Annotated in this window: 23 protein-coding genes and 4 tRNA genes; 11 read left to right on the top strand and 16 right to left on the bottom strand. The window is 59.2% G+C overall.

Annotation, left to right across the window (positions count from 1 at the left end):
* Positions 1 to 43: 43 nt before the first annotated feature.
* From GWQ29_RS15500 to GWQ29_RS15490, 3 genes are read right to left on the bottom strand one after another with little or no spacing between them, the layout of a single operon-like run.
* Positions 44 to 3,124, bottom strand: coding sequence for a multidrug efflux RND transporter permease subunit (locus GWQ29_RS15500; protein ID WP_058395526.1), 3,081 nt, complete (start codon positions 3,122 to 3,124; stop codon positions 44 to 46).
* Between the two features lie 15 nt (positions 3,125 to 3,139).
* Positions 3,140 to 4,246: an efflux RND transporter periplasmic adaptor subunit gene (locus GWQ29_RS15495; protein ID WP_275919786.1), complete on the bottom strand. Its 1,107-nt coding sequence runs from the start codon at positions 4,244 to 4,246 to the stop codon at positions 3,140 to 3,142.
* A complete protein-coding gene (locus GWQ29_RS15490; RefSeq protein ID WP_059112354.1) occupies positions 4,243 to 4,833 on the bottom strand; it encodes a TetR/AcrR family transcriptional regulator in 591 nt (196 codons plus the stop codon). Before GWQ29_RS15490 ends, GWQ29_RS15495 begins: the two co-directional genes overlap by 4 nt.
* 257 nt (positions 4,834 to 5,090) lie before the next feature.
* Here GWQ29_RS15490 and GWQ29_RS15485 point away from each other — a divergent pair.
* The 5 genes from GWQ29_RS15485 (at position 5,091) to GWQ29_RS15465 (ending at position 6,252) form a co-directional block, all read left to right on the top strand.
* Positions 5,091 to 5,167 (top strand) — tRNA-Arg (locus tag GWQ29_RS15485).
* A 50-nt stretch (positions 5,168 to 5,217) separates the two neighbouring features.
* Positions 5,218 to 5,293 (top strand) — tRNA-His (locus GWQ29_RS15480).
* A gap of 20 nt (positions 5,294 to 5,313) precedes the next feature.
* Positions 5,314 to 5,399: transfer RNA gene (locus tag GWQ29_RS15475), tRNA-Leu, on the top strand.
* Between the two features lie 77 nt (positions 5,400 to 5,476).
* Positions 5,477 to 5,553: transfer RNA gene (locus tag GWQ29_RS15470), tRNA-Pro, on the top strand.
* 186 nt (positions 5,554 to 5,739) lie between these two features.
* Positions 5,740 to 6,252, top strand: a complete 513-nt coding sequence (locus tag GWQ29_RS15465; RefSeq protein ID WP_275919785.1) for an RICIN domain-containing protein — start codon at positions 5,740 to 5,742, stop codon at positions 6,250 to 6,252.
* A 116-nt stretch (positions 6,253 to 6,368) separates the two neighbouring features.
* Here GWQ29_RS15465 and GWQ29_RS15460 read toward each other — a convergent pair whose 3' ends face one another.
* The 7 genes from GWQ29_RS15460 to GWQ29_RS15430 all read right to left on the bottom strand — a co-directional run bounded on the left by GWQ29_RS15460 (position 6,369) and on the right by GWQ29_RS15430 (position 13,805).
* Positions 6,369 to 7,181, bottom strand: coding sequence for a Cof-type HAD-IIB family hydrolase (locus GWQ29_RS15460; protein WP_058395569.1), 813 nt, complete (start codon positions 7,179 to 7,181; stop codon positions 6,369 to 6,371).
* 90 nt (positions 7,182 to 7,271) lie between these two features.
* Positions 7,272 to 8,312 carry an alpha/beta fold hydrolase gene (locus GWQ29_RS15455; protein WP_005319476.1) on the bottom strand — a complete coding sequence of 347 codons (1,041 nt, stop codon included), beginning with the start codon at positions 8,310 to 8,312 and terminating at the stop codon, positions 7,272 to 7,274.
* The gene (trmH, locus tag GWQ29_RS15450; protein ID WP_099991316.1) at positions 8,302 to 9,048 is read right to left on the bottom strand and encodes a tRNA (guanosine(18)-2'-O)-methyltransferase TrmH; all 747 of its coding nucleotides are present in this window, start codon (positions 9,046 to 9,048) and stop codon (positions 8,302 to 8,304) included. The genes GWQ29_RS15455 and trmH overlap by 11 nt, the downstream gene beginning before the upstream one ends.
* Positions 9,049 to 9,204: 156 nt before the next feature.
* The gene (gene spoT, locus GWQ29_RS15445; protein WP_096119794.1) at positions 9,205 to 11,322 is read right to left on the bottom strand and encodes a bifunctional GTP diphosphokinase/guanosine-3',5'-bis pyrophosphate 3'-pyrophosphohydrolase; all 2,118 of its coding nucleotides are present in this window, start codon (positions 11,320 to 11,322) and stop codon (positions 9,205 to 9,207) included.
* A gap of 134 nt (positions 11,323 to 11,456) precedes the next feature.
* Entirely contained in the window at positions 11,457 to 11,732 is a 276-nt protein-coding gene (gene rpoZ, locus GWQ29_RS15440) for a DNA-directed RNA polymerase subunit omega (protein WP_005307060.1), read from the bottom strand.
* A 79-nt stretch (positions 11,733 to 11,811) separates the two neighbouring features.
* Positions 11,812 to 12,438 (bottom strand): guanylate kinase, encoded by a 627-nt coding sequence (gene gmk / locus GWQ29_RS15435; RefSeq protein ID WP_131731174.1) that lies wholly within the window; start codon positions 12,436 to 12,438, stop codon positions 11,812 to 11,814.
* A 299-nt stretch (positions 12,439 to 12,737) separates the two neighbouring features.
* Positions 12,738 to 13,805, bottom strand: a complete 1,068-nt coding sequence (locus GWQ29_RS15430; protein ID WP_275919784.1) for a glycosyltransferase family 9 protein — start codon at positions 13,803 to 13,805, stop codon at positions 12,738 to 12,740.
* A gap of 173 nt (positions 13,806 to 13,978) precedes the next feature.
* On the opposite strand from GWQ29_RS15430, the gene GWQ29_RS15425 reads away from it, so the two are divergent.
* The gene (locus GWQ29_RS15425) at positions 13,979 to 14,692 is read left to right on the top strand and encodes a 3-deoxy-D-manno-octulosonic acid kinase (protein ID WP_005319464.1); all 714 of its coding nucleotides are present in this window, start codon (positions 13,979 to 13,981) and stop codon (positions 14,690 to 14,692) included.
* Positions 14,693 to 14,762: 70 nt separating this feature from the next.
* Positions 14,763 to 15,623 carry a sensor domain-containing diguanylate cyclase gene (locus GWQ29_RS15420; protein WP_275919783.1) on the top strand — a complete coding sequence of 287 codons (861 nt, stop codon included), beginning with the start codon at positions 14,763 to 14,765 and terminating at the stop codon, positions 15,621 to 15,623.
* Here the strand turns inward: GWQ29_RS15420 and GWQ29_RS15415 are convergent.
* Positions 15,620 to 16,474: a carboxylate/amino acid/amine transporter gene (locus tag GWQ29_RS15415; protein WP_021140194.1), complete on the bottom strand. Its 855-nt coding sequence runs from the start codon at positions 16,472 to 16,474 to the stop codon at positions 15,620 to 15,622. The two genes, GWQ29_RS15420 and GWQ29_RS15415, sit on opposite strands and share 4 nt — an antisense overlap.
* Positions 16,475 to 16,516: 42 nt before the next feature.
* Between GWQ29_RS15415 and GWQ29_RS15410 the strand changes: the two genes are divergently transcribed.
* On the top strand, positions 16,517 to 16,975 hold the full coding sequence (locus tag GWQ29_RS15410; protein ID WP_111588849.1) for a DUF6314 family protein: 459 nt from the start codon (positions 16,517 to 16,519) through the stop codon (positions 16,973 to 16,975).
* Positions 16,976 to 17,131: 156 nt separating this feature from the next.
* Here the strand turns inward: GWQ29_RS15410 and GWQ29_RS15405 are convergent, their stop codons facing one another.
* On the bottom strand, positions 17,132 to 17,293 hold the full coding sequence (locus tag GWQ29_RS15405; RefSeq protein ID WP_096119800.1) for a hypothetical protein: 162 nt from the start codon (positions 17,291 to 17,293) through the stop codon (positions 17,132 to 17,134).
* Positions 17,278 to 18,177 carry an EamA family transporter gene (locus GWQ29_RS15400; RefSeq protein ID WP_005319455.1) on the bottom strand — a complete coding sequence of 300 codons (900 nt, stop codon included), beginning with the start codon at positions 18,175 to 18,177 and terminating at the stop codon, positions 17,278 to 17,280. The genes GWQ29_RS15405 and GWQ29_RS15400 overlap by 16 nt, the downstream gene beginning before the upstream one ends.
* Positions 18,178 to 18,268: 91 nt before the next feature.
* On the opposite strand from GWQ29_RS15400, the gene GWQ29_RS15395 reads away from it, so the two are divergent.
* On the top strand, positions 18,269 to 19,243 hold the full coding sequence (locus GWQ29_RS15395) for a LysR family transcriptional regulator (RefSeq protein WP_275907486.1): 975 nt from the start codon (positions 18,269 to 18,271) through the stop codon (positions 19,241 to 19,243).
* Here GWQ29_RS15395 and trpS read toward each other — a convergent pair.
* Together trpS and GWQ29_RS15385 are read right to left on the bottom strand one after the other, a co-directional pair.
* The gene (gene trpS / locus GWQ29_RS15390) at positions 19,222 to 20,235 is read right to left on the bottom strand and encodes a tryptophan--tRNA ligase (protein ID WP_275909730.1); all 1,014 of its coding nucleotides are present in this window, start codon (positions 20,233 to 20,235) and stop codon (positions 19,222 to 19,224) included. The genes GWQ29_RS15395 and trpS overlap by 22 nt on opposite strands.
* 190 nt (positions 20,236 to 20,425) lie before the next feature.
* Positions 20,426 to 20,860, bottom strand: coding sequence for a universal stress protein (locus GWQ29_RS15385; protein WP_005319449.1), 435 nt, complete (start codon positions 20,858 to 20,860; stop codon positions 20,426 to 20,428).
* 377 nt (positions 20,861 to 21,237) lie between these two features.
* On the opposite strand from GWQ29_RS15385, the gene fabV reads away from it, so the two are divergent.
* Complete coding sequence (fabV, locus tag GWQ29_RS15380) at positions 21,238 to 22,425, top strand: enoyl-ACP reductase FabV (RefSeq protein WP_275907484.1); 1,188 nt, start codon at positions 21,238 to 21,240, stop codon at positions 22,423 to 22,425.
* Between the two features lie 63 nt (positions 22,426 to 22,488).
* On the opposite strand, the gene GWQ29_RS15375 is transcribed toward fabV, so the two are convergent.
* Entirely contained in the window at positions 22,489 to 24,282 is a 1,794-nt protein-coding gene (locus GWQ29_RS15375; protein WP_275909733.1) for a diguanylate cyclase, read from the bottom strand.
* A 197-nt stretch (positions 24,283 to 24,479) separates the two neighbouring features.
* Here GWQ29_RS15375 and ftnA point away from each other — a divergent pair, with 197 nt between their 5' ends.
* Positions 24,480 to 25,004, top strand: a complete 525-nt coding sequence (ftnA, locus tag GWQ29_RS15370; RefSeq protein WP_005319436.1) for a non-heme ferritin — start codon at positions 24,480 to 24,482, stop codon at positions 25,002 to 25,004.
* Positions 25,005 to 25,204 lie beyond the last annotated feature (200 nt).

Genomic DNA, 25,204 nt, shown 5'->3' with positions numbered 1-25,204 from the left:
AAATAAGGCCCCGAAACGGGGCCTTGAGCAGTCAATTTGAGTATCAGTGACTCCCTTTCGCTTTGGGCGGAATGGATTCATCAAACACCGGCAGGGGTTTGTGTTCGGAGGCCAGGTAGGTATAGATCACCGGCAGCACGAACAGGGTGAAGATGGTGCCGATCGCCAGACCGGCCACGATCACGATACCGATACTGAAGCGCTGGGCCGCACCGGCACCCGCGGCATACAGCAGCGGGATCAGACCCGCAATCATGGCGGCCGTGGTCATCAGTATGGGGCGCAGACGCACCTTGGCTGCCTGCATCACGGCTTCCATCCGGTTCATGCCATGCAGCAACTGCTCTTCCTTCGCCACTTCGCAGATCAGAATACCGTGCTTGGTAATCAGACCCACCAGGGTGATAAGGCCTACCTGGGAGTAGATGTTCATGGTGGCCATGCCCCATGCCAGCGCAATCAAGGCGCCACTGATGGCAAGAGGGACAGAGACCATGATGACAAGGGGGTCACGCACGGATTCGAACTGGATCGCCAGCACCAGGAAGATGATGGCGAGGGCCAGTGCGAACGTGGCGTAGAGCGCATTGCCCTCGGTCACGAACTGACGGGCTTCACCCATGAAGTCGTAGCGATAGCCTTGCGGCAGCTTCTCTTCGGCTGTGGCCTTGAACCAGTTGATCGCATCCCCCATGGCCACGCCCGGTGCCGGTACTGCGCCTATGGTGGCCGAATTCAGCTGGTTGAAGTGGGGCAGGGCACGGGGCTCACCGACTACTTCGATACTGATGAGGCTCCCCAGCGGGATGGATTTACCGTCAGCCGCCCGCACGTAGTAACCCTTGATGGATTCCGGGTTCATGCGGTACTTGCGCTCGACCTGCGGGATCACTTCATAGGAGCGGCCATCCAGGTCGATACGGTTGACGTAACCGTCCGCCATCATGGTGCCCATGGTGATACCTATGTCCTGCATGGTGATGCCGTAGGCACCCGCCTTGTCCTTGTCGATCTTGATCTTCATGGTGGCGGAGTCGTAGTTCAGATCGAGATCCGAATAGACGAATTGGCCGTTGGCCTGGGTGGCCGCCAGCATTTCACCGGCGATCAGGAACAGGCTTTCGAAGCTCTTCGGCGTCGTGATGACGAACTGGATCGGCAGACCGCTCGACGCACCTGGCAGTTCCGGGAACTGGAAGGTGGTGATGGCCATGCCGGGGATGTCTTTCACCAGATTGGCAACCCGGTCCAGTACCTCTTTCTGGCTCGCTTCACGCTGGCTCCAGGGCACCATGGAGGCGATACCAAAGGCCTGGTTGGCATTGAACACACCGGAGAAGACCTGGGAGTAGGCGATTTCCGGCTGCTCATCCAGGATCTTGTTCACGTCCGCCATGGTGTTTTCGATGTAGTCCAGGTTGGCGTTGGACGGTGCCGTACCCAGCACGGCCATCACCCCCTTGTCCTCTGACGGAGCCAGTTCACTGGGGATGAACTTGAACAGCAGAGGCAGGCTCCCAAATACGATGACGGCAAACACCAAGACCACGATGCGCTTTTGCATCACGGCGTGCAGCATGCTGTCGTAGCGGTCTGTCATCCGTTCCAGCAGGTGATGAACCGTGCTCTCGAACTTGCCCGGCTTTTCGTTGGCCTTGAGCATCTTGGCGCACATCATGGGCGACAGAGTCAGGGCTATGATGCCGGAGACAAATACCGCCCCCGCCAGGGTCAGGGCAAATTCCTTGAACAGGGAACCCGTGATGCCGCCCATCAGGGCGATCGGCGCGTACACAGCCGCCAGGGTGACCGTCATGGCGATAACCGGCACGGCTATCTCGCGGGTCCCTATGATGGCGGCCCGGAAGGGTTCCTCCCCCTGTTTGATGTGGCGGTCGACGTTCTCCAGCACCACTATGGCGTCATCCACCACCAGACCTATGGCCAGTACCATGGCCAGCAGGGTCATCAGGTTTATGGAGAAGCCGAACAGATCCATCATCATCACTACGCCGATCAGACTGAGCGGTATTGTGATGATCGGGATGATGACGGCACGGAAGGAGCCAAGGAACAGGGTGATCACCACCAGCACTATGGCAGCTGCTTCCAGTATGGTTTTGATAACCTCGTGGATGGACTCGTTGATGGCGATGGTGGAGTCATACAGCACATTGGTCTGCATGGTGCTCGGCATGTTGCTCTTCAGGCTCGGCATCAACTCCAGTACATCGTGGGCGATGTTGATGGGGTTGGCGGTCGGTGCTGCGTTGACCGCCATGACCACGGCTTCGCGACCGTTGGCACTGGCGCGATAGATGTCGTGGCTCTTCTCCAGCGTCACCTTGGCGATGTCGGAGAGGCGGATCACCTTGCCGTCACGGGTGGCGACGACCAGCCGCTTGAGCTCGTCGGTATCGCTGACCTGGGTCTCGGCATTGCCGTTGAACAGGGTGAAGTAACCCGTTGCCTGACCGGTGGCTGACTGATAGTTGTTGCTGTTGAGCACAGTCATCACATCGCTGGCGGTCAGGTTGAAGGCTGCCATCTTGGCCGGATCCAGCCATACCCGCAGGGCGAACTCGACCCCACCGTAGAGGTCAACCTTGGAAACACCGCCCACGGTAAAGAGCTGCGGCTTGATGACCCGTTCCAGATAGTCGGTGATCTGGCTGGAGTTCAGCTCGGGGCTAGTGAAGCCAAGATACAGCACTGCCGTGGTCGAGCCGGTGGAGGAGGTGACCGAGGGGTCTTCCGCCTCTTTCGGCAACTGGGAGCGTACCGAGTTGACCTTGGCCAGTATGTCGGAGAGCGCGGCGTTGGGGTCCGTGTTCAGCTTCATGAAGGCCGTGACAGTGGAGCTGCCCAGCTGACTGGAGGAGGTCATGAAGTCGATGTTGTCGGCTTGTGCCACCGCCTGCTCCAGCGGCTGGGTGATGAATCCCTGGATCAGGTCTGCACTGGCGCCATAGTAGCTGGTGCTGACCGTGATCACCGTATTGGTCACCTCGGGGTATTCCCGCACCTGCATCTTGAAGATGGCCTGAAAGCCCAGCAGGGCGATCAGGAAGCTGAGCGAGATCGCCAGCACAGGCCGTTTTATAAATATGTCAGTAAATCGCATTGCAGATCTCCGCGCTTACAGCATCGGGGTTTGTGCCGGAACGGCCAGGGCATCGTTTTCGACCACGTGTACCTTGGTGTCGTTGCTCAGGCGAACCTGACCCGACAGCACTATCTGGTCTCCAGCCTTGATGCCGGACAGCACATGCACGTCATTGCCGCGACGCTCACCCGCCTTGACCACTACCTGCTTGGCCCGTTTCACGCCGTCCGCCTCATGAATGACATAGACGTTCTCGCCATACAGGGTGAAGGAGATGGCGGATTGCGGGATCACAACCTGGTCTTTTACCGTGGGCAGAATGATGCTGGCGCGGGCGAACATGCCGGAACGAAGCTGACCGCCGTTGTTCGGGATGTCAGCCTGTACCTGGATCAGGCCGCTCTGGTAGTTGACTGCGGGTTCAATGGCGGTGATATGCCCGTCAAATTGCACTTGCGGATAGGAGTCCACATTGATCTTGACGGTCTGGCCCAGAGTGATTTTGGAGATATCGGTCTGGGGCACGGTGAAGCGCAGGCGCATCACACTGGTATCTTCCAGCCGCACTATGTCGGTACCCGGTTGCAGGTACTGGCCGAGGAAGACGTTACGCAGACCGACCACGCCACCGAAGGGGGCACGTACCTGGCGACGGGCAATGGTTGCCTTCAGGCTGTCGATGTCCGCTTCCAGTGAACGGTAGCTGGCTTCGGCATCATCCAGTTGATCCTTGGAGATGGAGCTCTTCTTGTAGAGGTTCTGGAAACGCTCGAACTTGGCTCGCGCCGCCGGCAGCTTGGCCAGGGAGGCTTGCAGATTGGCCTTCTCCACGCTGGAGTCCAGGCTCAGCAGCAGCTGCTCAGCCTGGACCGGTTTGCCCGACTCGAAGGTGATGGCATCGATTGTGCCTGCCAGTTCGCTGGAGAGTGTCACCCCCTGATTCGGCTCGATGAAGCCGATTGCCTCTATGGTCGGCACCCAGTCCTGGGACTTGGTCACCATGGCGGTGACGGGGAACTCGGGCTCAGGCCGGTTGGCCATGAACTCTGCAATCTTCTTCTGTTTGAACATATTGAAGCCGATGACGCTGCCAAACAAGACGAGCGCTATCAGCAACATGATGGCCATCCACTTTTTCATGAACAGACTCCTGAGGTGGAAAAATTGGGGGTTAAAATGGCATTCCAGCTGGCCCGGATCGCGGCTTCCAGCTGTTCTTGCGTCAGCTCAAAGTGATGAACCTGGCGTTGTAGCGCCAGAGTTCCCACACAGTCCAGACTCAGCACCTGCAGTGCCCGGACGGGTAGATCGATAAACAGACCCTGTTCACGTCCCCGTTCGAAGAAGCGATCCAGAGGCGCCCAGGCGGCCATGATGACCGGGTCTTTCTCCAGTTCGGCTCCCAACGGGGAACACTCATATTGCAACTTGCATTTGAGTGCGTTGGGGTCGTCGGCAAAAAAAGCGTGGATGTTGAGCCACAGACGCCGAAATTGCTGAAATGACACCTCCTCTATCTGCACACCTTCCATGACCAGGGGATGACACTGGAGGATACTGTGTTGATAGAGCTGGCGGATCAGGTCATCTTTGTCACTGAAGTAACGGTAGATGGTGCCCGCTGCCACCTTGGCTTTCTTGGCAACCACGGCAATGGACAGACCGTGGAAACCCTGCTCGCCAAGAATTTCATGAGCCGCATTGAAAATGCGTTCTTTCTTGTTCATGACTCGATTATCACAACGGCTGAATGAACGTTCATTCATTTTAGGGGGGCATTGAAGCAAGTCAAGTTCCACTGCTGGATGCATCACCATTAGGGGGGAACAAATTAGCGTTGCAGAGCTGGATCCAGCCTGAATGAAACAAAAATGGTGAAAAAGCGCCATAAACGATGGAAAAACAAGCGGTTGATTTGGCGGGAGCAAAAAAGTGTAGACAAGCCTGCCCCCATCATCAATAATGCGCCCCGTTCGACAGCGTAGCGCCCGTAGCTCAGCTGGATAGAGCGCTGCCCTCCGGAGGCAGAGGTCACAGGTTCGAATCCTGTCGGGCGCACCATTTAAAGTGCGCCGGTTAAACGGGCGTGTTGTGGAACGAAAACAGCTGTGGTGGCTGTAGCTCAGTTGGTAGAGTCCCGGATTGTGATTCCGGTTGTCGTGGGTTCGAGCCCCATCAGCCACCCCATTTTACAGCTTGTCAGGTATGCGAAGGTGGCGGAATTGGTAGACGCGCTAGCTTCAGGTGTTAGTGCCCCCCGGGTGTGAGGGTTCGAGTCCCTCTCTTCGCACCATACTTGCTGTATGATGAAGATGACCGAAAGTGGTTGTCTTGGTGTTTTGAAAGAGTGTTGCAGTAAAAAAATTGTCTCGGTGATTAGCGCAGCCCGGTAGCGCATCTGGTTTGGGACCAGAGGGTCAAAGGTTCGAATCCTTTATCACCGACCATATTCAGAAAAACCTCGCTTCGGCGGGGTTTTTCGCTTTCCGGCGTTTCTTCTCTTCCCCGCCTCTGTGTTTGTCACGTCTGTTTACACTTCTGTTGGCACTTTCCTGTCACCGCTTCGGGTATGCTGGGCCGCAGACCCACAGCAAAGTGGGCATTATTGAACACTTCTCAGGCCAAAATGTCATATGCACCATAATACAGTTCGCGCCAGCACGTTGGCGCTGGTTGTCGTGGCCCTCAGCGGCTGCTCGTACAAACCCAAGCCGGATGAAATCCTGATGGGCGCCGCCCCCAGGCAGGCCATCGATGCTCCCTCTGCCCTGATGACCAGCGGTGGTTTTTGTGTGGCATTGAATGCCCAGGATCAACTGATCACTCAACCTTGTGAAAAGATAACCCGACAGCAGTTCAACTGGGATGCCGGCGCCCTGCAGCTTGAGCAGCGCTGTCTGGTGGCCAAGGGGGTGAGCGATCTCGTGCTGGCCGAGTGTCAGGATGATAGCCGCCAATGGCAGTGGCAGGCGGATCGTCTGCTCAATCACAAGGTTGATCGGTGTCTGGATGTCGCCGGTCGTCGCCACAAGCCCGGCACACCGCTCCGGCTGGCGGAGTGCTACGGGGGGGCCAACCAGAGTTTCGAGTGGAAGAGTAGCGCTAGCATGCTGGAGCAGTTGAATCTGAAAAGCCTCATCTGGTGAGGGGATAGGGGATGTGGGACAGGTTGCAGGCTGAGGGAGATTTCGCCTGTGTCTCGATTTGAAATATCTGCCAAACAACATGGATACCAGAGTCGTGGTACCCATGTTGTCACGGGTCAGGCTGCGCCAGCAGTACTGAGGGCGAACAGCTGCTCCAGATAGACGGCAACCCCATCTTCGTCCGAGCTCAGGGTCTGCTCATGTGCCGGCAAGGCGAGCTTGAGACGGTCGTGGGCATTGCCCATCACAACGCCACGGCCCACCATGTCCAGCATCTCGAAGTCGTTCATGCCATCCCCGAACGCGACGGCCTGAGACATATCCAGTCCATGCTGTGCCAGCACGGCGCGCACGGCATTGCCCTTGTGCACCCCGGCGTGCATCACTTCGAGGCAGTCCGGCAGGGAGAAGGTGACGTTGAGTCGATCACCATAATGCTGGTTGAGGTGAGCCTCGATCTGCAGCAGCTTCTCGTGCTCGCCGATGTAGAAGACCTTGTTGACCTTGTCCATCGGGTGGGTGGCGAGGTCGGTGAGGCGGTAGGTGAAGCCGGACTCGTCATGGAATTGCAGCAACCAGGGCAATTCCTCTTCTACCAGCCACTCGTCGCCATAGTAGACATTGAGGTGAATGGAAGGGTCGCGATCCAGTGCGATCAGCTCGGCGGCCACGGCAGCTGGCAGCGCCTGATTGAAGATGAGTTGATCCTGCTTGTCGTGCACCACGGCACCGTTGGAGGTGATGAGGTAGATGTCCAGCCCGAGGGTGTCGCGAATGCTGCGCACATCCACATGGTGCCGGCCAGTGGCCACCACGAACTTGATCCCTTGTTCGACCAGACGGTGCAGGGTGTCACGGGTGCGGGGGGAGATCTGGTGCTGCTTGTTGAGCAGGGTGCCATCGAGATCGGATACAACTACCTTGAACATCATTACCTCGGCATCAATTGAACGCCGGGGCAGTGTACCCCAGCGTTTTGCATCACCCCATTTATTTAGGGATCCAAAAAATAACCAGCGCTAGAAGCGCTCGAAGAACGCCAGGGTCGCGCTCAGTGCGGCCTGACGCTGAGGGTCTGCCTCGATAAACAGCTCATGCCAGGCGCCCTCTATCCGCAGCGGTTTGCCCCCTTCACATCTGGCCTTGGCACAGAAAGCATCCTGGGCGGCATTGTCTACCACGCTGTCTTCCCCCGCCTGCAGCAGCAGCAGTGGCGTCTTGATCCGATCAGCGGCGGCAATGGCGGTATCTCCAGCGGCTATCCCTTCGCGGATCCAGTGGGCGGTTACCCCCCCCAGCTTGATTTGCGGGTGCTGTTCGTAGAGATCGCGAAACGCCTGATAGCGCGGCGCGCTGTGGCTCAGGCCATTATCGGCAAATTCGTGTGACTGGTAGCTGCCCTGGCCGGGACCATAGGGTGGTTCGCCCAGCCAGCTGCCGACCGTGTCTATGCTGGCCGCGAGCCCCTGTGCCAGCCATTTGGGCAGACCGCCGAGGTTGATGCCCATCATGGGGGAGGAGAGCACGGCCGCCTTGATATCATCCGGCCAGCGTTCCAGGTAAAGCGCCGAGATGGCACCGCCCATGGAGTGAGCCAGCAGGAACAGTTTGGCGGGTTGGTCTGCCATGATGACCTGGTCGTGGAACTGTTTGAGATCCACCACATAATCTTCGAAATCAGCAACATAGCCTTTCTGCTTGTCGGCCAGCATACGGTCGGACAAGCCCTGTCCCCGGTGATCGATGAGGTAGAGGCTGTAGCCCTGGCGCCACAGATCCCAGGCCAGTTCCTGATACTTGAGATAGCTCTCGACCCGACCATTGACGATGACGATGGCGCGATCCACCTTGGCCTGGCGCAGGGCGGCATAGCGGATGGTGACGCCATCTCTGGCCTTGAACTCCCCCTCGATAGCATGTGTACGCCAGAAGTCGGGCAGCGTTTGCTGGTAAAGCGCGGGGACCTCGGCTTCGGATGTCAGCGGATAGGGATTGGTCACGGCAAGGGCTCCGGCAGAAAACAGGGTCAGTGCCAGCAGGGGCAGACAGTTAAATTTCATCGGTTGGATACTCCATATCCAGGGGATCTTCCTGTTGTGCAGCCCAGCCCTTGCGGGTCAGCTGCATCCGTTGCCACCAGGCCTCGTCCGCCAGAATTTCACCGGCCGGGCCGAGCTGGGGATAGGGCATCTCTTTCTCTTTGCAGAGCTGGGCATAGATGGGGTAGCCCCCCTCGAACAAGATAGTGTTCTGTTCTTCAAGCGTGAGGGGACAGCCGCGCTGATAACAGCCCGCCAGCTCGCGCTGACGCTGTGCCTCGTAGAGGATGGCGGCGGCAGCCACCGAGACGTTGAGGGACTGCACCATGCCCACCATGGGGATGACGATATGGTGATCGGCCAGGGCCAGCGCCTCTTCACCGATGCCGTGTTTCTCCTGACCCACCAGAATGGCGGTGGGTCTGGTGTAGTCGATGGTGCGAAAGTCCACCGAGCTCTCCGAGAGGTGGGTCGCCACTATCTGCATGCCGGAGGCTTTCAGCTCGGCCACGGCGCTGCCGATATCCGGGTGCAGCTTCACATCCACCCAGTTCTGGCTGCCGCGGGCCGTGCCCTTGCGCTTGTGGATCCAGGTCTTGGGCCAGACGGCATGCACCCTGTGGATGCCAATCGCATCGGCGGTACGCACTATGGCGGCCAGGTTGTGAGGTTTATGAACCTCTTCCATGCAGACGGTCAAGTCGAGCTGACGCTGGGCCAGCATGTCGGAAATCCGTTTAAATCGTTCAGGAGTCATATCAGTTTCTATAGGGTGAGGCGGGTGTGCCAAGAGTGCGCAGCAAGCGGGTTGAGCCGGGTTGAGGCTGGGTCAGTATGATACTGATTTGCTTGAGGCATTCGGGGATCATGGCTTATCTCTATAAAAGCAGCAGGCGGCTTGCGCCGCCTGTTTTCAGTTCTTTTGTCGGCTCACCTTGAGCACATTGGGCATCACGCGGATCTTGCGCATGATGTTGGCCAGGTGGATGCGGCTCTTGGTGGTGATGAGCAGGGTGACCAGATAGACACGGCCATCCTTCTCTTCGGTGCTGATGGCGTGAATGTTGGCGCCGGTGGCGGCAATCACGTTGGCCAGCTCGGCCAGCGCACCCTGATGGTTGACTATCTCTATGCTGATGCCGGTGCGGAATTCCTGCTCCTGATCCTTGTCCACCTCCCACTGCACCGGCAGATACTTGTCCGGCTCGCGGCTGTAGCCCTTGATGTTGCGGCAGGCTTCCTGGTGGATCACCAGCCCCTTGCCCGGGCTGATGTGGGCAATGATGGCATCCCCCGGGATCGGGCGGCAGCAGTTGGCGAAGGTGACCAGCATGCCATCGGCACCCTTGATCGGCATCTTCTTGCTGCTGGATTTGGGCTGCTCTTCCGGCGGCAGTTCATCCCCCAGCATACGGCGCGCCACCATGACGCTCATGGCGTTGCCCAGGCCCACGTCGGCCAGCAGACCTTGCAGGTTTTCGTGTTTGGTATCGGCCAGCACCTGCTTGATGCGGGGTTCCGGAATGTCTTCGATGTTCTTGGCGCCAAGTGCATGGTTGAGCAGGCGGCGGCCCAGTACCACAGACTCTTCGGTGCGCAGATTCTTGAGGAATTGGCGGATCTTGGATCTGGCCTTGGTGGTCACCACGAAATTAAGCCAGGCCGCATTGGGGCGGGCGCCCGGTGCCGTGATGATCTCTACCGTCTGCCCCGAATAGAGCGGGCTGCTGAGGGGGTAGGGATGTCTGTCAACCCGTGACCCCACACAGGCGTGGCCGATATCTGTGTGTACCGTGTAGGCGAAGTCCACCGGCGTGGCACCCGTGGGCAGCTCCATGATGCGACCTTCGGGAGTGAATACGTAGATCTCGTCAGGGAACAGGTCTGTCTTGACCCCTTCGATGAACTCAAACGAGCTGCCGGCACTCTGCTGCAGCTCCAGCAGGCTCTGCATCCAGCGCTGGGCGCGGATCTGGGCCGTGGTGCCCGAGCTGTCGCCATCCTGCTTGTAGGCCCAATGAGCAGCAACCCCTTTATCGGCCATCTGATCCATGAACTCGGTGCGGATCTGTACCTCCACCGGCACCCCGTGGGGTCCCACCAGCGAGGTGTGCAGCGACTGATAGCCGTTGGTCTTGGGGATGGCGATGTAATCCTTGAAGCGACCGGGGCGCGGCTTGTAGAGGCTGTGCATCTGCCCCAGCACCCGGTAACAGGTATCTATGTCCTTCACTCTGACGCGAAAGGCGTAGATATCCATTACCTCATGAAATTGCAGCTCTTTTTTTTCCATCTTGTTGTAGATGGAAAACAGGTTCTTCTCGCGGCCGCTCACCTGGGAGTCGATGCCGGCCTCATGCAGGCGGCCCTCGATCTCGCTCTGGATGGAGTCGATGATTTCACGGCGATTGCCGCGGGCGCGGCGTACCGACTCTCGCAATACCCGTGAGCGCATGGGGTAGAGCGCCTCGAAACCCAGCTCTTCCAGCTCGTTCTTCATGGTATGAATACCGAGGCGGTTGGCGATGGGGGCGAAGATCTCGAGGGTTTCGCGGGCAATGCGGCGGCGCTTGTCCGGCCGCAGCGAACCCAAAGTACGCATATTGTGGGTGCGGTCGGCCAGCTTGATCAGGATGACCCGGATATCCTGGGTCATGGCCATCACCATCTTGCGGAAGTTTTCGGCCTGAGCTTCTTTGCGATCGCGAAACTTCAGCTTGTCGAGCTTGGAGACACCGGCCACCAGTTCGGCGACGGCATCGCCAAACAGTGCGGCCAGATCGGCCTTGGTCACGGGGGTATCTTCGATGACGTCGTGCAGCACTGCGGCCATCAGGGTTTCGTGATCGAGTCGCATGTCGCCGAGAATGCGGGCAACGGCAACCGGGTGGGTGATATAGGGTTCGCCACTGGAACGCATCTGTCCCTGGTGGGCATCACGGGCCACCACATAGGCTTGCCTGAGCTTCTCAACCTGCTCTGGAGGCAGGTAGGAACTGGCTATTTCTTTAAGATTTTCAAATAAATACAAGACAGTCCCCGCAGCGGTGAAACGGCAATCCGTGGAATTGAGGAATAGTCCTGAGTTTGCGAGGTTTTCGAGCGGTTGTAAATGGGAAGAACAGTCGGCACCCGGGCGGGCGCCGACCATGGGAAATTACTTACTTAACCGCGGCCTTCGGCGATGGCAGCAACGGCTGCCAGTTCGGCGGCTTCCTGTTCTTGCTGCTCGTAACGGTCCTGGGTATCCATCACTTGATTGTTCACCAGACCCAGTTCGATCTCGCGCAGGGCGATCACGGTCGGCTTGTCGTTCTCTTCGTCGACCAGGGGATCTTTGCCTTGAACCGCGATTTGGCGGGCGCGGCGGGCGGCGACCAGCACCAGGTCAAAACGGTTACCTACCTGTTTTACAGCATCTTCTACAGTAACGCGTGCCATGCAGGACTCCAGTGTTTGGGCTTTCTGTGTTTAAAAAAGCAGTGTTTAAAAATGACGCAAAAGTTTACTTGTTTTTGGCCTATTCTGCCAGTAGCTGTTGCAGCAAGTTTTGTTGTGCCTGCTGTTGCTGACGCATTTCCAGCCGTTGGCACTCAATAATGGCCCTGAGTTGGAACAGTGCCAGCTCAAAGTCCTTGTTGATAATGACATAGTCATACTCGTCGTAGTGCACCATTTCGGCAATGGCTTTCGCCATCCGGCCGGCAATCACCTCGGCGCTGTCCTGACCGCGCCCGATCAGGCGCTGTTCCAGCTCGGCGCGGCTGGGGGGCAGAATAAAGATGGATTTGGTCGGCATCTGCTCGCGGATCTGGCGGGCGCCCTGCCAGTCGATGTCGAGGAAGACGTCAATCCCCTGAGCCAGGCAGGCTTCAATGGCAGCGCGAGAGGTGCCGTAATAGTTGCCAAATACCTCTGCCCACTCCAGAAAGTCACCGCGTTCGATCAGTTCCTTGAACTCTTCCACCTGCACAAAGTGGTAGTGCACCCCGTTCTCTTCGCCGGGACGAGTGGCACGGGTGGTGTGGGAAACCGACAGTTGCATCTTGCCAGCCGGGTTGTGTTGGGTCAGCAAGGCATTGAGCAGGCTGGATTTACCCGCCCCGCTCGGGGAGGAGATGATATAGAGAGTGCCTTGTTGCGCCATGTCATTACCTTATTATCTAGAGCTGCGTTTTGGTTGTAGCAGAGGCCGCCGTCTTGTGCCCGAAAGGGAGACAGCCAAACGCAAAACGCAGGAAATTCTTGAGTCGGGAGGATGTAAAGGCGGCGAATTTTATCAGAAGGCGGCGGATAAAAAAACGGCTGGAATCATATTCCAGCCGATCAAAGTATTCGTTGCTTGCTGCGGGAGCGTAACCCACATCGGCTGCCATTCTGCACCGCAGGCGGGACAGGGGCCATCAGGTTATCCCTGCCTCATGGCTCGGAATTTCCGAATCGCCCTCAGCTGGGCAGGTGACGATCGGCGCAGAGCCGGTCAAAGGTGGTGATGACCCTCTCAATCCCTATCTTGCCCATGGCATCCGGATCCTTGAGGCGGGTGCGCCAGCCGAGCTCGGCCAGCGGCTTGCCGGTTTCCTGTTCGATCAGTTCCTGATAGACGCTGACCACGTAGTCACGGCACAGATAGGGGCCGGTGCGAGCCGGATTGTGGTGGGCGTAGAGGCCGATCACCGGCGTGCCTACCAGGGTTGCCATGTGGGTGGGGCCGGTATCGGGGGCCAGCACCAGGCTAGCTTCACCAATCAGGGCCAGCAGCTGTTTGAGGTTGGTCTGCCCCACCAGATCCACCGGTTTGCTCTGGCTCAGCCGCTGTATGTCGGCCGCCAGATCCCGCTCCAGTTTGGCCGGGCCGCCGCACAGGAAGACCTGAAAGCCCTTGTTGGCCGCGTGATCCGCCAGCGCAGCATAGCCTTCGGCAGTCCAGTTCTTGAATGCCTTGCTGGCGGCGGCGCAGATGAGCAGAGTCGGTTTGCCGCCGATTTTCTCCCTGGCCCAGATTTTATGTTCGGCGCTGATGGGCAGTTGCCAGTCCGGTGTCAGGTCCTTGATGCCGAGCTCTTTGGCAAAGGCAAGGAAACCGTCCAGCACATGGGGAGATGTGGGGGAGGGAACCCTGTGGTTGGTGAACAACCACTGACCGTCGTTGGCGCGCGCCTTGTCGAAACCGAGTTTGACCCTGGCCTTGATACCGAGCGTCGCTATGCTGGCGCGCATGGCCGCCTGCAGGTGGAGCAGCGCATCGAACTTGCGTCCCTTGAGGGTGCGCCACAGGTCGAGATAACCGCGCCAACCCTTGCTCTTGTCAAAGGCGATCACCTCGACCCCGGGCAAGTCGGCAAACAGGGTCGCTTCGATTTTGCCGGTGATCCAGGTGATGCGAGTCTGGGGCCAGGCCCGCTGGATGACGCGCACCAGCGCCAGCGCGTGGCAGCAATCCCCGATGGCGGAGAGCCGCAGGATGCAGATGGAAGAAGGCGGCGTTTGGAACAGCGGCATGATGTGGCGCAATGGTGGAAAAATGGATGGATGGCATTATGCAAACTCCCCTGTGGATTGTAAAATTGCGCGCAACTGGCAGCCGGTACCGGCCCTGCTCCTCACAAGGTGCACGGGTCCGTGCTGGCAAGCCGCCTTATCGTGAATCGAACCATTGCGATTACTGACCGACCGGAATCACCAAGATGCGAATACAGACCGAACACAACCAGATCTGCTGGTACGCCGAAGGGGTTTTTCGTGACCCTTCTCCCGAGCTGTTTGATCCGGCCTGGTGGCAGACACATCGCCAGGTGGTGGGTTCTGCCATAGGACGCGGTGTGACCTGGTTCGTGAAGGATGAATCCCGTCATCTGGTGCTGCGTCATTACTATCGTGGCGGCATGGTGGGCAAGGTGGTGCGGGATCGCTTCTGGTTCGAGGGGGTGGAATCCAGCCGGGCCATGGCCGAATACACTCTGCTGGCCAAGTTGAGCGAGCAGGGCTTGCCGGTGCCGCGCCCGTTTGCGGCCCGGATGGTCAAGCAGGGCCCCTTCTATCGCGCCGACATCCTGATCGAGCGTATTCGCGGTGCCAAGGATCTGGTGGCCCTGCTCAAGCAGGGGCCGATCGCCGACCAGGTGTGGCACAAGGTCGGCCAGACTGTGCGCCAGCTGCACGATGCGGGTGTCTATCATGCCGATCTCAACAGCCACAATCTGCTGCTCGACAAGGAGGGCAAGGTATGGGTGATCGACTTCGACAAGGGGGCGATCCGTTCCCCTGGCAGCTGGCAGCAGGCCAATCTGGAACGGCTGCAACGCTCCTTCAGTAAAGAGTCCCAATTGCACACCAGTTTTCACTTCGTGCCGGAAAACTGGCAGGCGCTGATGAGCGGTTATCAGGGAAAAGCGAGCTGACCCTGTTGCTCGGCGCGAGAGCCAATGTTACTTATTGAGCAGGTATTCAGATTCGGTTTCGAGGCATTCGATGGACATGCTCAAGGCTCCCCTGAGGGAAGTGGTCACCCGGTTTGATCTGACACTGATGGCGGATGCCATGGCTCTGCTGGAGGCGGGACTCTGGAGCTGGAGCCCGCAACAGGGTGTGCAGCGGGATCTCTCCTGTCTGCGTCTGCTGGGATTGAATGAAACCGGTCTGGACGATCTCGGCTGGCTGGAACGGGTGCATCCCGACGATGTGGCTGTGCTGCAGGAGGCTCTCGCTGCCTGCCAGAGCGGGCGAGTGCCCCAGATCCGGTTAGAGTACCGCATCCTGCATCACGACGGTCATTATGTTCGGCTGGAAGAGCGGGCCCGGCGCGATGTTCACGGTCAGGTGTTGGGGGTGGTGCACCTGCTCGAGTCACAGCCGGTGGCGGAAGAGCGGCATGGCACGGATCCCCTTACCGGGCTGGAGAGCCGAAGCCACTTCGAACAGCTGCTCGACGAGCGGCTGGCGACCGAGAGTGGCAGCTTCAGCCTGTTGCAGTTCACCGTCGACCACAGTGCCAAGATCCAGCAACTGTTTGGCGAAGCGGCCTGCGATGCCATGCTGGCCAAGCTGGCGCGCATGGTGCGCCACGAGCTGCGGCGGGAAGATCCCTTCGCCCGCTGGGATCAGGACGGTTTCATCCTGATGCTCTCCCAGACCGATCGCTTGAGTGGCCTCGAGATTGCCGAGCGATTGCGCCTCGAGATCGCCGATGCCAGCCTGCTGCCGCAGCGGCCTGTGACCGTCAGTGTCGGGCTGGTGCAGAGCCAGGCCGGCGAGCATATCGATCACTTGCTGGCCCGGCTGGCGACCTGCCACGGTCAGGCCAGACGGGAGCACAATGCCGTCGTTGGTTAATGCTTGCTCACGCTGGCGCGCTGACAGATCCAGAGGGAGGCCAGCATCAGCAGGCCGCCAATGGCCAGCCTGGCGAGATTGGTATCCTTGCCCCAGATCAACAGATTGACCAGCAGGCCCGCCGGGATCAGGGCGTTGTTCATGATGGCCAGCACACCGCTGCTGACTCTGGTCGCGCCCTTGTTCCACAGGAAGTAGCCGAGGCCGGAGGCTCCCACCCCCAGCCAGAGCAATATGCCCCACTGTAAACCGGAAGTCGGATACTGCGGCTTGCCCAGCAACCACCAGGCGGGCAGGGCGACAGCCAGTGCTCCCAGATAGAAGCAGCCGAATACCGCCTGCTGTGGCGGTTGCTGTGCTTCCCGTGCCAGCAGTACCTTGTAGCCCACTTGTCCCATGGCGAAGCTGAGGTTGGCACCCTGCACCACCAGGAATCCCAGTGCATAGCTTTCGGTCAGCCCGTCGAAGCGGATGACGGCTGCCCCCAGCACCGCCAGCAGGGCGCCCCACAGATACACAGGCTTGAAGCGACGCTCCAGCAGGTCGTGGAGCAGGGTGACGTAGAGGGGGGTGAAGATGGTGAACACCAGCACTTCCGGCACCGTCAACAGCAGGAAGGACTGGTAGTAGAACAGATACATGATGCCGAGCTGGATGGCGCCGAGTCCCATCAGCTTGAGTGCGAAATCAGGCCGCAGCCAGCGGCGTCTGAGGAAGGGCAGAAACACCAGACTGGCGAGGACGATACGCGTCAGCACGGAGAAGTAGGCATCCACCTGGCCGGCGAGATAGACCCCGATCAGGCTGAAGGAGAATGACCAGAGCAGGGTAACCCCTATCAAATAGTTCATGTGTTTGATTTATCGTCAGTTGTCAATTTTGAGGGCGCTATGATGGCCGAGATGGAAGCTGTGATCCAGCGTTTATGGCACCAGTTGCCACAGATCCGCGCCTTTGCCTTCGAGGCAAGCAATGGTGCGGGTTCCGCGACTGACTGGTGTGGTCGTGGTGAGGGAGATGTGGAGGTGACCGATCATCAGGGGGGCTGGCTGTTCGCCGAGACGGGCCGTTACACCACGCCCCATGGCCGTGTACTGACCATGCACAACCGCTTCTGGTGGCAGCGCGGCGATCGGGGGATCCGTCTATCGCACCTGCGTTATGCCCAGCCGGTGGAATTGTTCGAGCTGTTGCCGCAAGGGGATGGCCGCTGGCTGACCGCTGAGCCGCATCTGTGTGGCCAGGATCACTACAGTGCCGAGCTGACCGAGAGCGACAGCGGCTTTCTGCTGAGCTGGGAGATCACAGGCCCGCGCAAGAATGAGCAGCTCAGCTATCGCTACCTGAGATGACCCTCACGTCGGGCACCTGTCCAATCCAAGATCATGAAAATGCAGAAATAAAAAAACCGGCGCAGAGCGCCGGTAGAGGGGACAAATCGGAGGTTTTTTTAAAACGGTCCCAAAAACAGGAGAGATGCACTCTCGTCACACATTCAGCATCGGTATTCAGGCATGCAACGCATAGCTCAGCATGGCTTGCAGCTTGCTGTCGAAGAACCAGGGCAGCAGCACCATCAGCAGGCCGAGCAGGCCGGCCAGCCGGTGGCGATATTGCCAGCCGGCAATCAGTACCAGGCCACCACACAAGGTGGTCAGGATGCCTGACATAGGGCAGCCTCCCGCTGGGCGCGTCGTTGCTGTGCCCACTGGTTCAGCGCGACCGAGCCCAGGATCAGGGCCAGTGCCACACCCGTGGTGGACTGGATTTGCTCGCCGAGGAACATGGCACCCAGCATGACGCCGAACAGCGGCACCAGATAGTTGCTGAAGGAGGCAAAGGTCGGGCCCGCCTTCTGGATCAGCGCCATGTAGAGGAAGTAGACCAGACCGGTACAGAAGACACCCAGCACGACAACGGCGCTGATGGCATGCTGGCTCGGCATGGTGAGCGCACTCAGATCGGTCAGGAAGGGGGCTGCCAGCATCAGCTGGATAGCCGAAGAGATCAGTATGTTGCGCGCCACCACCACAGGGTGGTCCTTGGCGAAGCGCTTGATCATCAGCAGGCCGATGGCAAAGCAGCTGGCCCCGAACAGTATGGCCACGGCGCCGAGCAGGCCGGCGTTCATGCCGTTGGCCAGTTTCGGCCAGAACAGCACCAGCACACCGATGAAGCCGATGATCACCGAGACCAGACCGCCCTTGGTGATTTTTTCACCGGAAAGCAACAGGGGAGCCATCAAGATGGTGACAAAGGGGATACAACCCATTACCACGGCGGCGATGGCGCTATCCACATACTGTTGACCCCAGGCCACCATGATGAAGGGCAGGGTGGCATCGAGCAGGGCGATCAGCATGTAAGTGCGCCATGGTGTGTGCTCGCTCTTGAGACGCATGAACAGGCAGAGCAGACCCAGGGTCAGGCTGCCGCACAAGGCTCTTCCGGCCGCCACCATGATGGGGGGCAACTCGGTCACGGCCTGATGCATGAAAATGAACTGGGAGCCCCACAACAGGCCAATCGCCAGCAACAACAGATAGCTACGCATGTTAATCTCCGATGTAATTCGCCAGCGCATTCTATGCAATCTGCTACTATGCCAAAAATGAATTGTCGTCATTCAACTATGGCAGATATCGATGGAACTCCCTCTCTCCCGCCTCGACCTCAACTTGCTGATCGTGTTCGACATGCTGATGCAGGAGCGAAACGTTACCCGCGCCGCCGAGCGTCTGCACCTTTCCCAGTCCACCGTCAGCCACGCGCTGGGGCGGTTGCGGCAGGCGCTGGATGACCCCTTGTTCGTCATGAGTCGGCGCGAAATGATGCCGACCGAGCGAGCCAAGACCCTGGCAGGACCCGTGCGTCAGGCGCTGGCCATGCTGGAACAGGGATTGCGGCAGGCGGAGGGGTTCGATCCCGCCAGCGCGCGGCGGATCTTTCGCATCGCCACCCCGGGTTCGGTGGAGCACGGTCTGGTACCGGCGCTGGTGGAACAGCTGCACCGGCAGGCACCACACTGCCGGCTGGAGGTGTGCGAGCTGGCAGACAGTGACTACGAGCGAGAGCTGGAGAAGGGGGAGCTGGATCTGGTGATCGGGTTCGCCGATGCCAATCACTTCTCGCCCCGCCTGTGGCGCGAGCCCTGGTTCAACAACCCGCTGGTCTGTTTGTCACCGCTAGGCAGTGAGTTGCCCGAGGTGCTGGGGCCTGCCGAACTGGTCAGCCGCCCTCATATCCATACCTCCAGCTGGGGCCACAGTCAGGCCATGGTGGATCTCTGGCTGGCCCGTTTCGGGGTTGAGCGTGAGCTGGGGGTGCGGCTGCCGAGTTTTATGGCAGTACCGCCGCTGATGGCGACCGGCCGCTATCTGGTGGTGGTACCCGAGATGATAGGGCGCCACTTCTGCCGCTACTACCCGCTGCGCCTGCATCAGCTGAACCCGGATATCCCCATCGTCTACCTGATGGCGGGCCACCCGCTCACCGCCCATGACCAGGCCATTGGCTGGTTCAAGGGGTTGCTGCACCGACTTGCCTTCGAGCGCTATGGCGCGAATGCGCTGGGCAGTGTGGCCCAGCGCAGTGCGGATCAACCCAGCCCGGCGAAGTAATCCAGCCCCATGGCACTTTTCACCTCCGCCAGTACCTCGTCGGTAAGTAGACGGGCCTGCTGGGTACCTTGCTGCAACAGGGCCAGTAGCTGCCGCTTGTCGGCAATCGCCGCCTGGCGCCGCGCCCGCATGGGGGCGAGCAGGGTTTGCAGGCAGTCGTTCAGCACCTGTTTGCAGCGCATGTCGCCGAGCCCGCCGCGCTGGTAATGAGCCTTCATCTCCGCCACCAGCATCTTGTCGGGATGGAAGGCATCCAGATAGGCGAATACCGTATTGCCCTCCACCTGACCCGGGTCGCTCACATTGAGGTGATTGGGATCGGTATACATGGCGAACACCGCTTGCTTGACCTCTTCCGCTGACATGCCGAGCTCTATGGTGTTGCCGAGGGACTTGGACATCTTGGCCTTGCCGTCTATGCCGGGCAGACGGCCGGTGTCGCTCAGGATTGGCTGGCACTCTGTCAGCACCTCTTTACCCACCAGAGCGTTGAAGCGGCGGACTATCTCGTTGGTCTGCTCCAGCATGGGCAGCTGGTCTTCACCCACAGGCACATGGGTGGCGCGAAAGGCGGTGATGTCGGCGGCCTGGCTGACCGGGTAGATGAGAAAACCGGCCGGCAGGCTGCGCTCGAACCCTTTCTGCTGGATCTCCGCCTTGACGGTGGGGTTGCGCTCCAGTCGGGCGACGCTGACCAGATTGAGGTAATAGGTGGTGAGCTCGGCGAGGGCGGGCAGGGCGCTCTGCAGGCAGAAGGTGGTCTTGGCAGGATCCAGGCCGGCTGCCAGGTAATCGGCCATCACCTCCAGCACGTTGTCGGTCACCTTGGCCGGATTGTGGCCGTTGTCGGTCAGGGCCTGCAGATCGGCGATCATCACGAATTGGCGGTAGTGGTGCTGGGCTTCCACGCGCTGACGCAATGAGCCGACGTAGTGGCCTATGTGCAGTTTGCCGGTGGGACGATCGCCGGTCAGTATGATGGGGTTGTGCATGTCACTCTCTCCAGTGGGTGGGCCGGGAGGCGACAAAGGGCTAAAAACAATGACCGCCTCTCGGCGGTCACGGTGTTTTCTTTGGGATATTTTACATAGAAAAGCAGTGCCGCCTGTTTAGAAGCAGCACCACCAGTAGTTGTGATTGAAGATGGTCATATTCATGGCAAATAAAACTACGCCAGTTTGATCACTTCTGCAAGGGAACGACCAGCAGGTCGCAGGGTACCGTATTCATCAGCTGACGGGCGCTGGAGGTAAGCAGGCTCCAGAAGCTTTGACGATGGCCGCACACCAGCAGGTCTATCTGGTAATCCTTGACCGCCTGGTTGACCCGTTCGCTCAGATCACCGCAGATCACCAGCTTCTTCTCGATGGGGTAGTCCACCGAGGCCAGGAAGGTCTCCAGCTTCTCTTTCGCTTCGGCGATCACCTGATCCTGCACGTTGTCGATGTCGATATCGATCATCTCGGTGTAGAGATCCTTGAGGTCCACGTCCACATGGATCACGGACAGCTTGGCGCCGTTGGAACGGGCTCGATCAACCGCCTTCTCGATCACCTTGCGGTTATCTTCCGACAGGTCGATAGCGGCCAGTATGTGTTGGTAATAGGTTCCATTCATGGGAATTCTCCTCACTGATCCTGAGTTCACTATACCAATGTCTGATGAAACTAAAATGGCGTTCTCGACACAGTTTTGGGATTTAAATGAGTTTCTTATGGGGCTTCTTCTATGTCATGCGTCATAAATTGTCTATAAATCGAACAGGAGTTTGACCTGAGTCACACCCCTCGACTTGCCCGGCGAGGGTGGCAGGCATAGGATGTGCCCGTGCTTCGCAATGAACACAAAACAATAAAAAGCATCTGAATACCGCTTTGGGGAGCCTCGCGCTCCCTCTTGTTTTTCTGCCCCCTTACTGCCCATATCCCGCCCGACATCAAGGTAATCCGCAACTTCTTGGTTATGCTGTAGCCAGTTCCTTTGGAGATCCCGTCATGATCATTCATCCCCAGATCCAGGGTTGCGTTGCCCGCAACTGTCATCCTATCGGCTGTCGGGCCGCCGTGTTGCAGCAGATATCCAGCGTCAAGGCTGCGGGCAGTTTCAACGGGCCCAGGCGGGTGCTGGTGCTCGGTGCCTCCTCTGGCTTCGGGCTGGCTTCCCGCATAGCGCTGACCTTCGGGGCCGGTGCCGATTCCGTCGGCGTCTCGTTCGAGCGAGGCCCGTCCGACAAGGGGTTCGGCAGCGCAGGCTGGTACAACAATATCTGGTTTCGGCAGGCGGCGGAGCAGGAGGGGCGCGTCGCCGTCAACCTGATCGGTGATGCCTTCTCCGACGGGATGCGCCAGCAGGCCATCGACACCATTCGCCAGCAGCTGGGGCAGGTGGATCTGGTGATCTACTCGCTGGCCAGCGGTATCCGGGTATTGCCGGATGGTCGTCAGGTACGCTCCGCACTCAAGACCACGGGGCAGCCTTTCAGCGGCTGGGGGCTGGATCTGGAGCAGGACAAGCTGGTGCAACAATCCCTGGCGCCCGCCACCCCGGAGGAGATCCGCGACACCGTCACCGTCATGGGCGGCGAGGACTGGCAGCTCTGGATGCAGGCGTTGCAGCAGGCAGATTGCCTCGCCCCCGGCGCACGGACCGTGGCCTACTCCTACATAGGCCCCGAATCCACCTATCCCCTCTATCGGGACGGCACCATCGGCTACGCCAAGGAGCATCTGCACGCCACCGCTGAGACTATCAACCTGCAACTGGCCGACATCGGCGGCCACGCCTGGGTGTCGGTCTGCAAGGCGCTGGTGACCAAGGCGAGCGCCTATATCCCTGTGCTGCCGGTTTACCTCGGCTTGCTGATGGGGGTGATGAAGGAGCGTGGCGTGCACGAGGGCTGCATCGAGCAGATGCAGCGGCTGTTTGCCAGCAAGATGTATGGGCCGCAGGGCGTGGTGGCCGATGGCAACCGGCTGATCCGGATGGATGACCACGAGCTGGACCCGGCCATTCAGGCCGCCGTCTCGACACTCTGGTCAAAGGTGACGCCGGACAACTTCCATACCCTGGGGGATTTTGCCGGCTTGCGGCAGGATTTCATGCAGCTCAACGGTTTTGAGCTGCCCGGTGTCGACTATGGGGCGCCGGTGGATGTGGCGTCCCTGACCGAGCTGGTGCCCTGATCCCGCCCGGCTGGTCAAGTTATCCTGGTTTCATTCTGCGCGGGTGGCCGTGCTCACTGACCGTCAGGCCACGCTGCTGGTCAGTTCATCCTGCGCCGAAGGGGTTGTCGCCAATATGGTCTGGTTGCGGCCCTGGCGCTTGGCTTGATACATAGCCATGTCGGCGCGGTGGATCAGCGGGCCAAGCCCCTCATCGGCCCCTGAACGCCCCGCTATGCCGATGCTGATGGTCATGTGCGGTGTGTCCAGCTGGGCAATCCTCAGGCGTAACTGCTCTGCCAGGTGCCAGCAATCCTCTGCCGCCAGTGGTACCGCCACCAGAAACTCCTCTCCTCCCCAACGCCCTATCAGCTGTGCGTTCGGGGCCCAGTCGCTCAGCTCCCGTGCCAGCCGCTGGATGGCCCGATCACCCGCCTGATGGCCGTGTCTGTCATTGATCTGCTTGAAGTGATCGATATCGATGATGATCAGGGTGAGCGGGTCTTCCTGCTGCCACTGGATGGCAAGCCGTTCCAGCAGGGCGCGGCGGTTGGGCAACTCCGTCAGTTGATCGAAGGTGGCAAGCTTGTAGAGGTGGCGTGAGCTGCGGTGCAGCCTGTGGGTGGTGATGCCGAGCAGGAGCAGGGCGCCAGCCAGCAGGCCGACCAGCATCAGCTGGTAGTTGCGGGCGCTCTGTTGATGCAGCAACTGCTGGCGCTTGCGCTCGTTCTCCTCTTGCAGCACCCGGTTGTTGGCCTCGCTGCGGGCCAGATCCATCTCGGCCTGAAAGGTGGCGGCATGCTGGCTCAGCGCCTGATTGAAGTGTTGCTTGTAATCGTTCATGTAGGCGGACAAGGCCTCATAAGCCTCCGGATAGCGGCCCTGCTGGGCCAGCAGGCTGGCTTGCAATGCCTTGCTGCCGGCGCTGGGGTGGCCCTGGGACGTCAGCAGTTGCAACGCCAGCTGTATCTCTCCCCGGCCCTGCAATGCCTTGACCCGGGTCTCGAGCAGGCGTTCCCCCGCATCCTGATATCCCAACTGCTGATAGAGTGCCTGCGCTTCGTCCAGACTGCGCAGGGCTGTCGTCCAGTCACCCTGGGCGTTGAGCGCCATGGCCTGATAGCCGAGGATGATGGCGCGGTAATCCGGCGCCAGATGGGGCGTAGCCAGCAGGCTGTCGAGCAGTTGTCTGGCCTGGGTGGGGCGATCCGTGTCTATGTAGAGCCGTGCCATGTTGGCTTTGATGATGGTCTGGCTGTTTGGCTCGTCCAGCTGCACCATCTGCTGAAGGGCTTCCCGATAATAGGTTTCCGCCTCTCTGGGCAGACTCAGGTCGGCATAGAGGTTGCCCAGGGTCATCAAGAGACGGGCTGAGTCCAGGCTGGCAACCGGTTTGTCTCGTGCGGATTGCTTGAGGCGAAAGGCAGTCTTGAGTTCGGCGATCGCCTCTTTCAACTGCTGGGTGCGATAGAGTGCCAGCCCGTTCAGGGCATGCCATTCAGATGCTTGCATTGGGTGGTCGATAACGGCGGGTTTGAGCCGGGCCAGCAGACGGAGGGCTTCATCAGGTGCCTCTGTATCCAGGATCAGGGCAACCTCTTGCAGCTGAAAATCGAGCAGGCGCAGGGGTTGCTGCTGGGCACTGGCCAGCTCGCGGGCTCTGGCATTGTCGAGCAGGGCCTGCGGATAGTGACCCAGGGCTGCCTGGGCCAGGGCTCTGGCATAAAACAGCTCCATATCCTGCTGCGGGTTGGCATCGAGGCGTTGCAGATAGCCGACGGGATCGCGCGCCGCCTGCAATTCAGCCTCTTCCAGCAAGGAGGGAGCGGCCTGCAACTGGGTTATCCAGAGCAGTGCCAGTGCCGTTATGAATCTCATTGAATCCTTTCCCTGACCACTGGCGCCATCATAATGGCTGAATCCATGTACACCATGTTTCTTTGCTTCTCTATACCTGTATGGGGGATAGGATGAGGCGAAAAACGGTCACAACTGAGCAGTTTGGCCGCCGTATCTGGTTGATTCGTGTTAAAACAGTGGCGACAATCGTGATCAAATCACAGTGGAGAATCAGCATGTTGGCAAAAGCCATGATCGAGAAGTTGAACGAGCAGATTAATCTTGAATTCTATTCCTCCAATCTCTACCTGCAGATGAGCGCCTGGTGTGAGGACAAGGGTTTCGAAGGTGCCGCCACCTTCCTGCGTCAGCACGCCGTCGAGGAGCGCCAGCACATGGAGCGTTTGTTCACCTACGTGAGCGAGACCGGCGCCATGCCGATGCTGGGCGCCATCGATGCGCCTCCCCACGAATTCAAATCCCTGGGCGACATTTTCCGTAACACCCTCGAACACGAATATCACATCACCCAGTGCATCAATGGTTTGGCTCACGTGGCATTCACCACTCAGGACTACTCCACCTTCAACTTCCTGCAGTGGTACGTGGCCGAGCAGCATGAAGAGGAGAAGCTGTTCAAGAGCATCGTCGACCGTCTGTCGCTGGTGGGCGAAGATGGCAAGGGTCTCTACTTCATCGACAAGGAGCTGGCCGAGCTGGCCAAGGGTGCCCCCGCCAGCGTCATGGATGGCAACGCCTGATAGTCGTGGACACTTAGTGTTCACCCAGTACAATAACGGCCCCTTTATGGGCCGTTTTTTGTTTTTTACGAGTTGCCGTTACGGTGCTGCTTGGCAGGCATGATAACGGTACTTTTTACGGACCGTTTTAATGGGCTTGGTAGCTAAACCCTTACTGTGGTTTTTACTTGGCACAAGAACGGTTCTTTTTATGGGCCGTT

The sequence above is a fragment of the Aeromonas sp. 2HA2 genome, assembly GCF_029237345.1.
Lineage (GTDB): Bacteria > Pseudomonadota > Gammaproteobacteria > Enterobacterales > Aeromonadaceae > Aeromonas > Aeromonas salmonicida.
The sequence above is the reverse complement of the archived record's forward strand: the minus strand, read 5'-3'. Positions and strand labels throughout refer to the sequence as shown.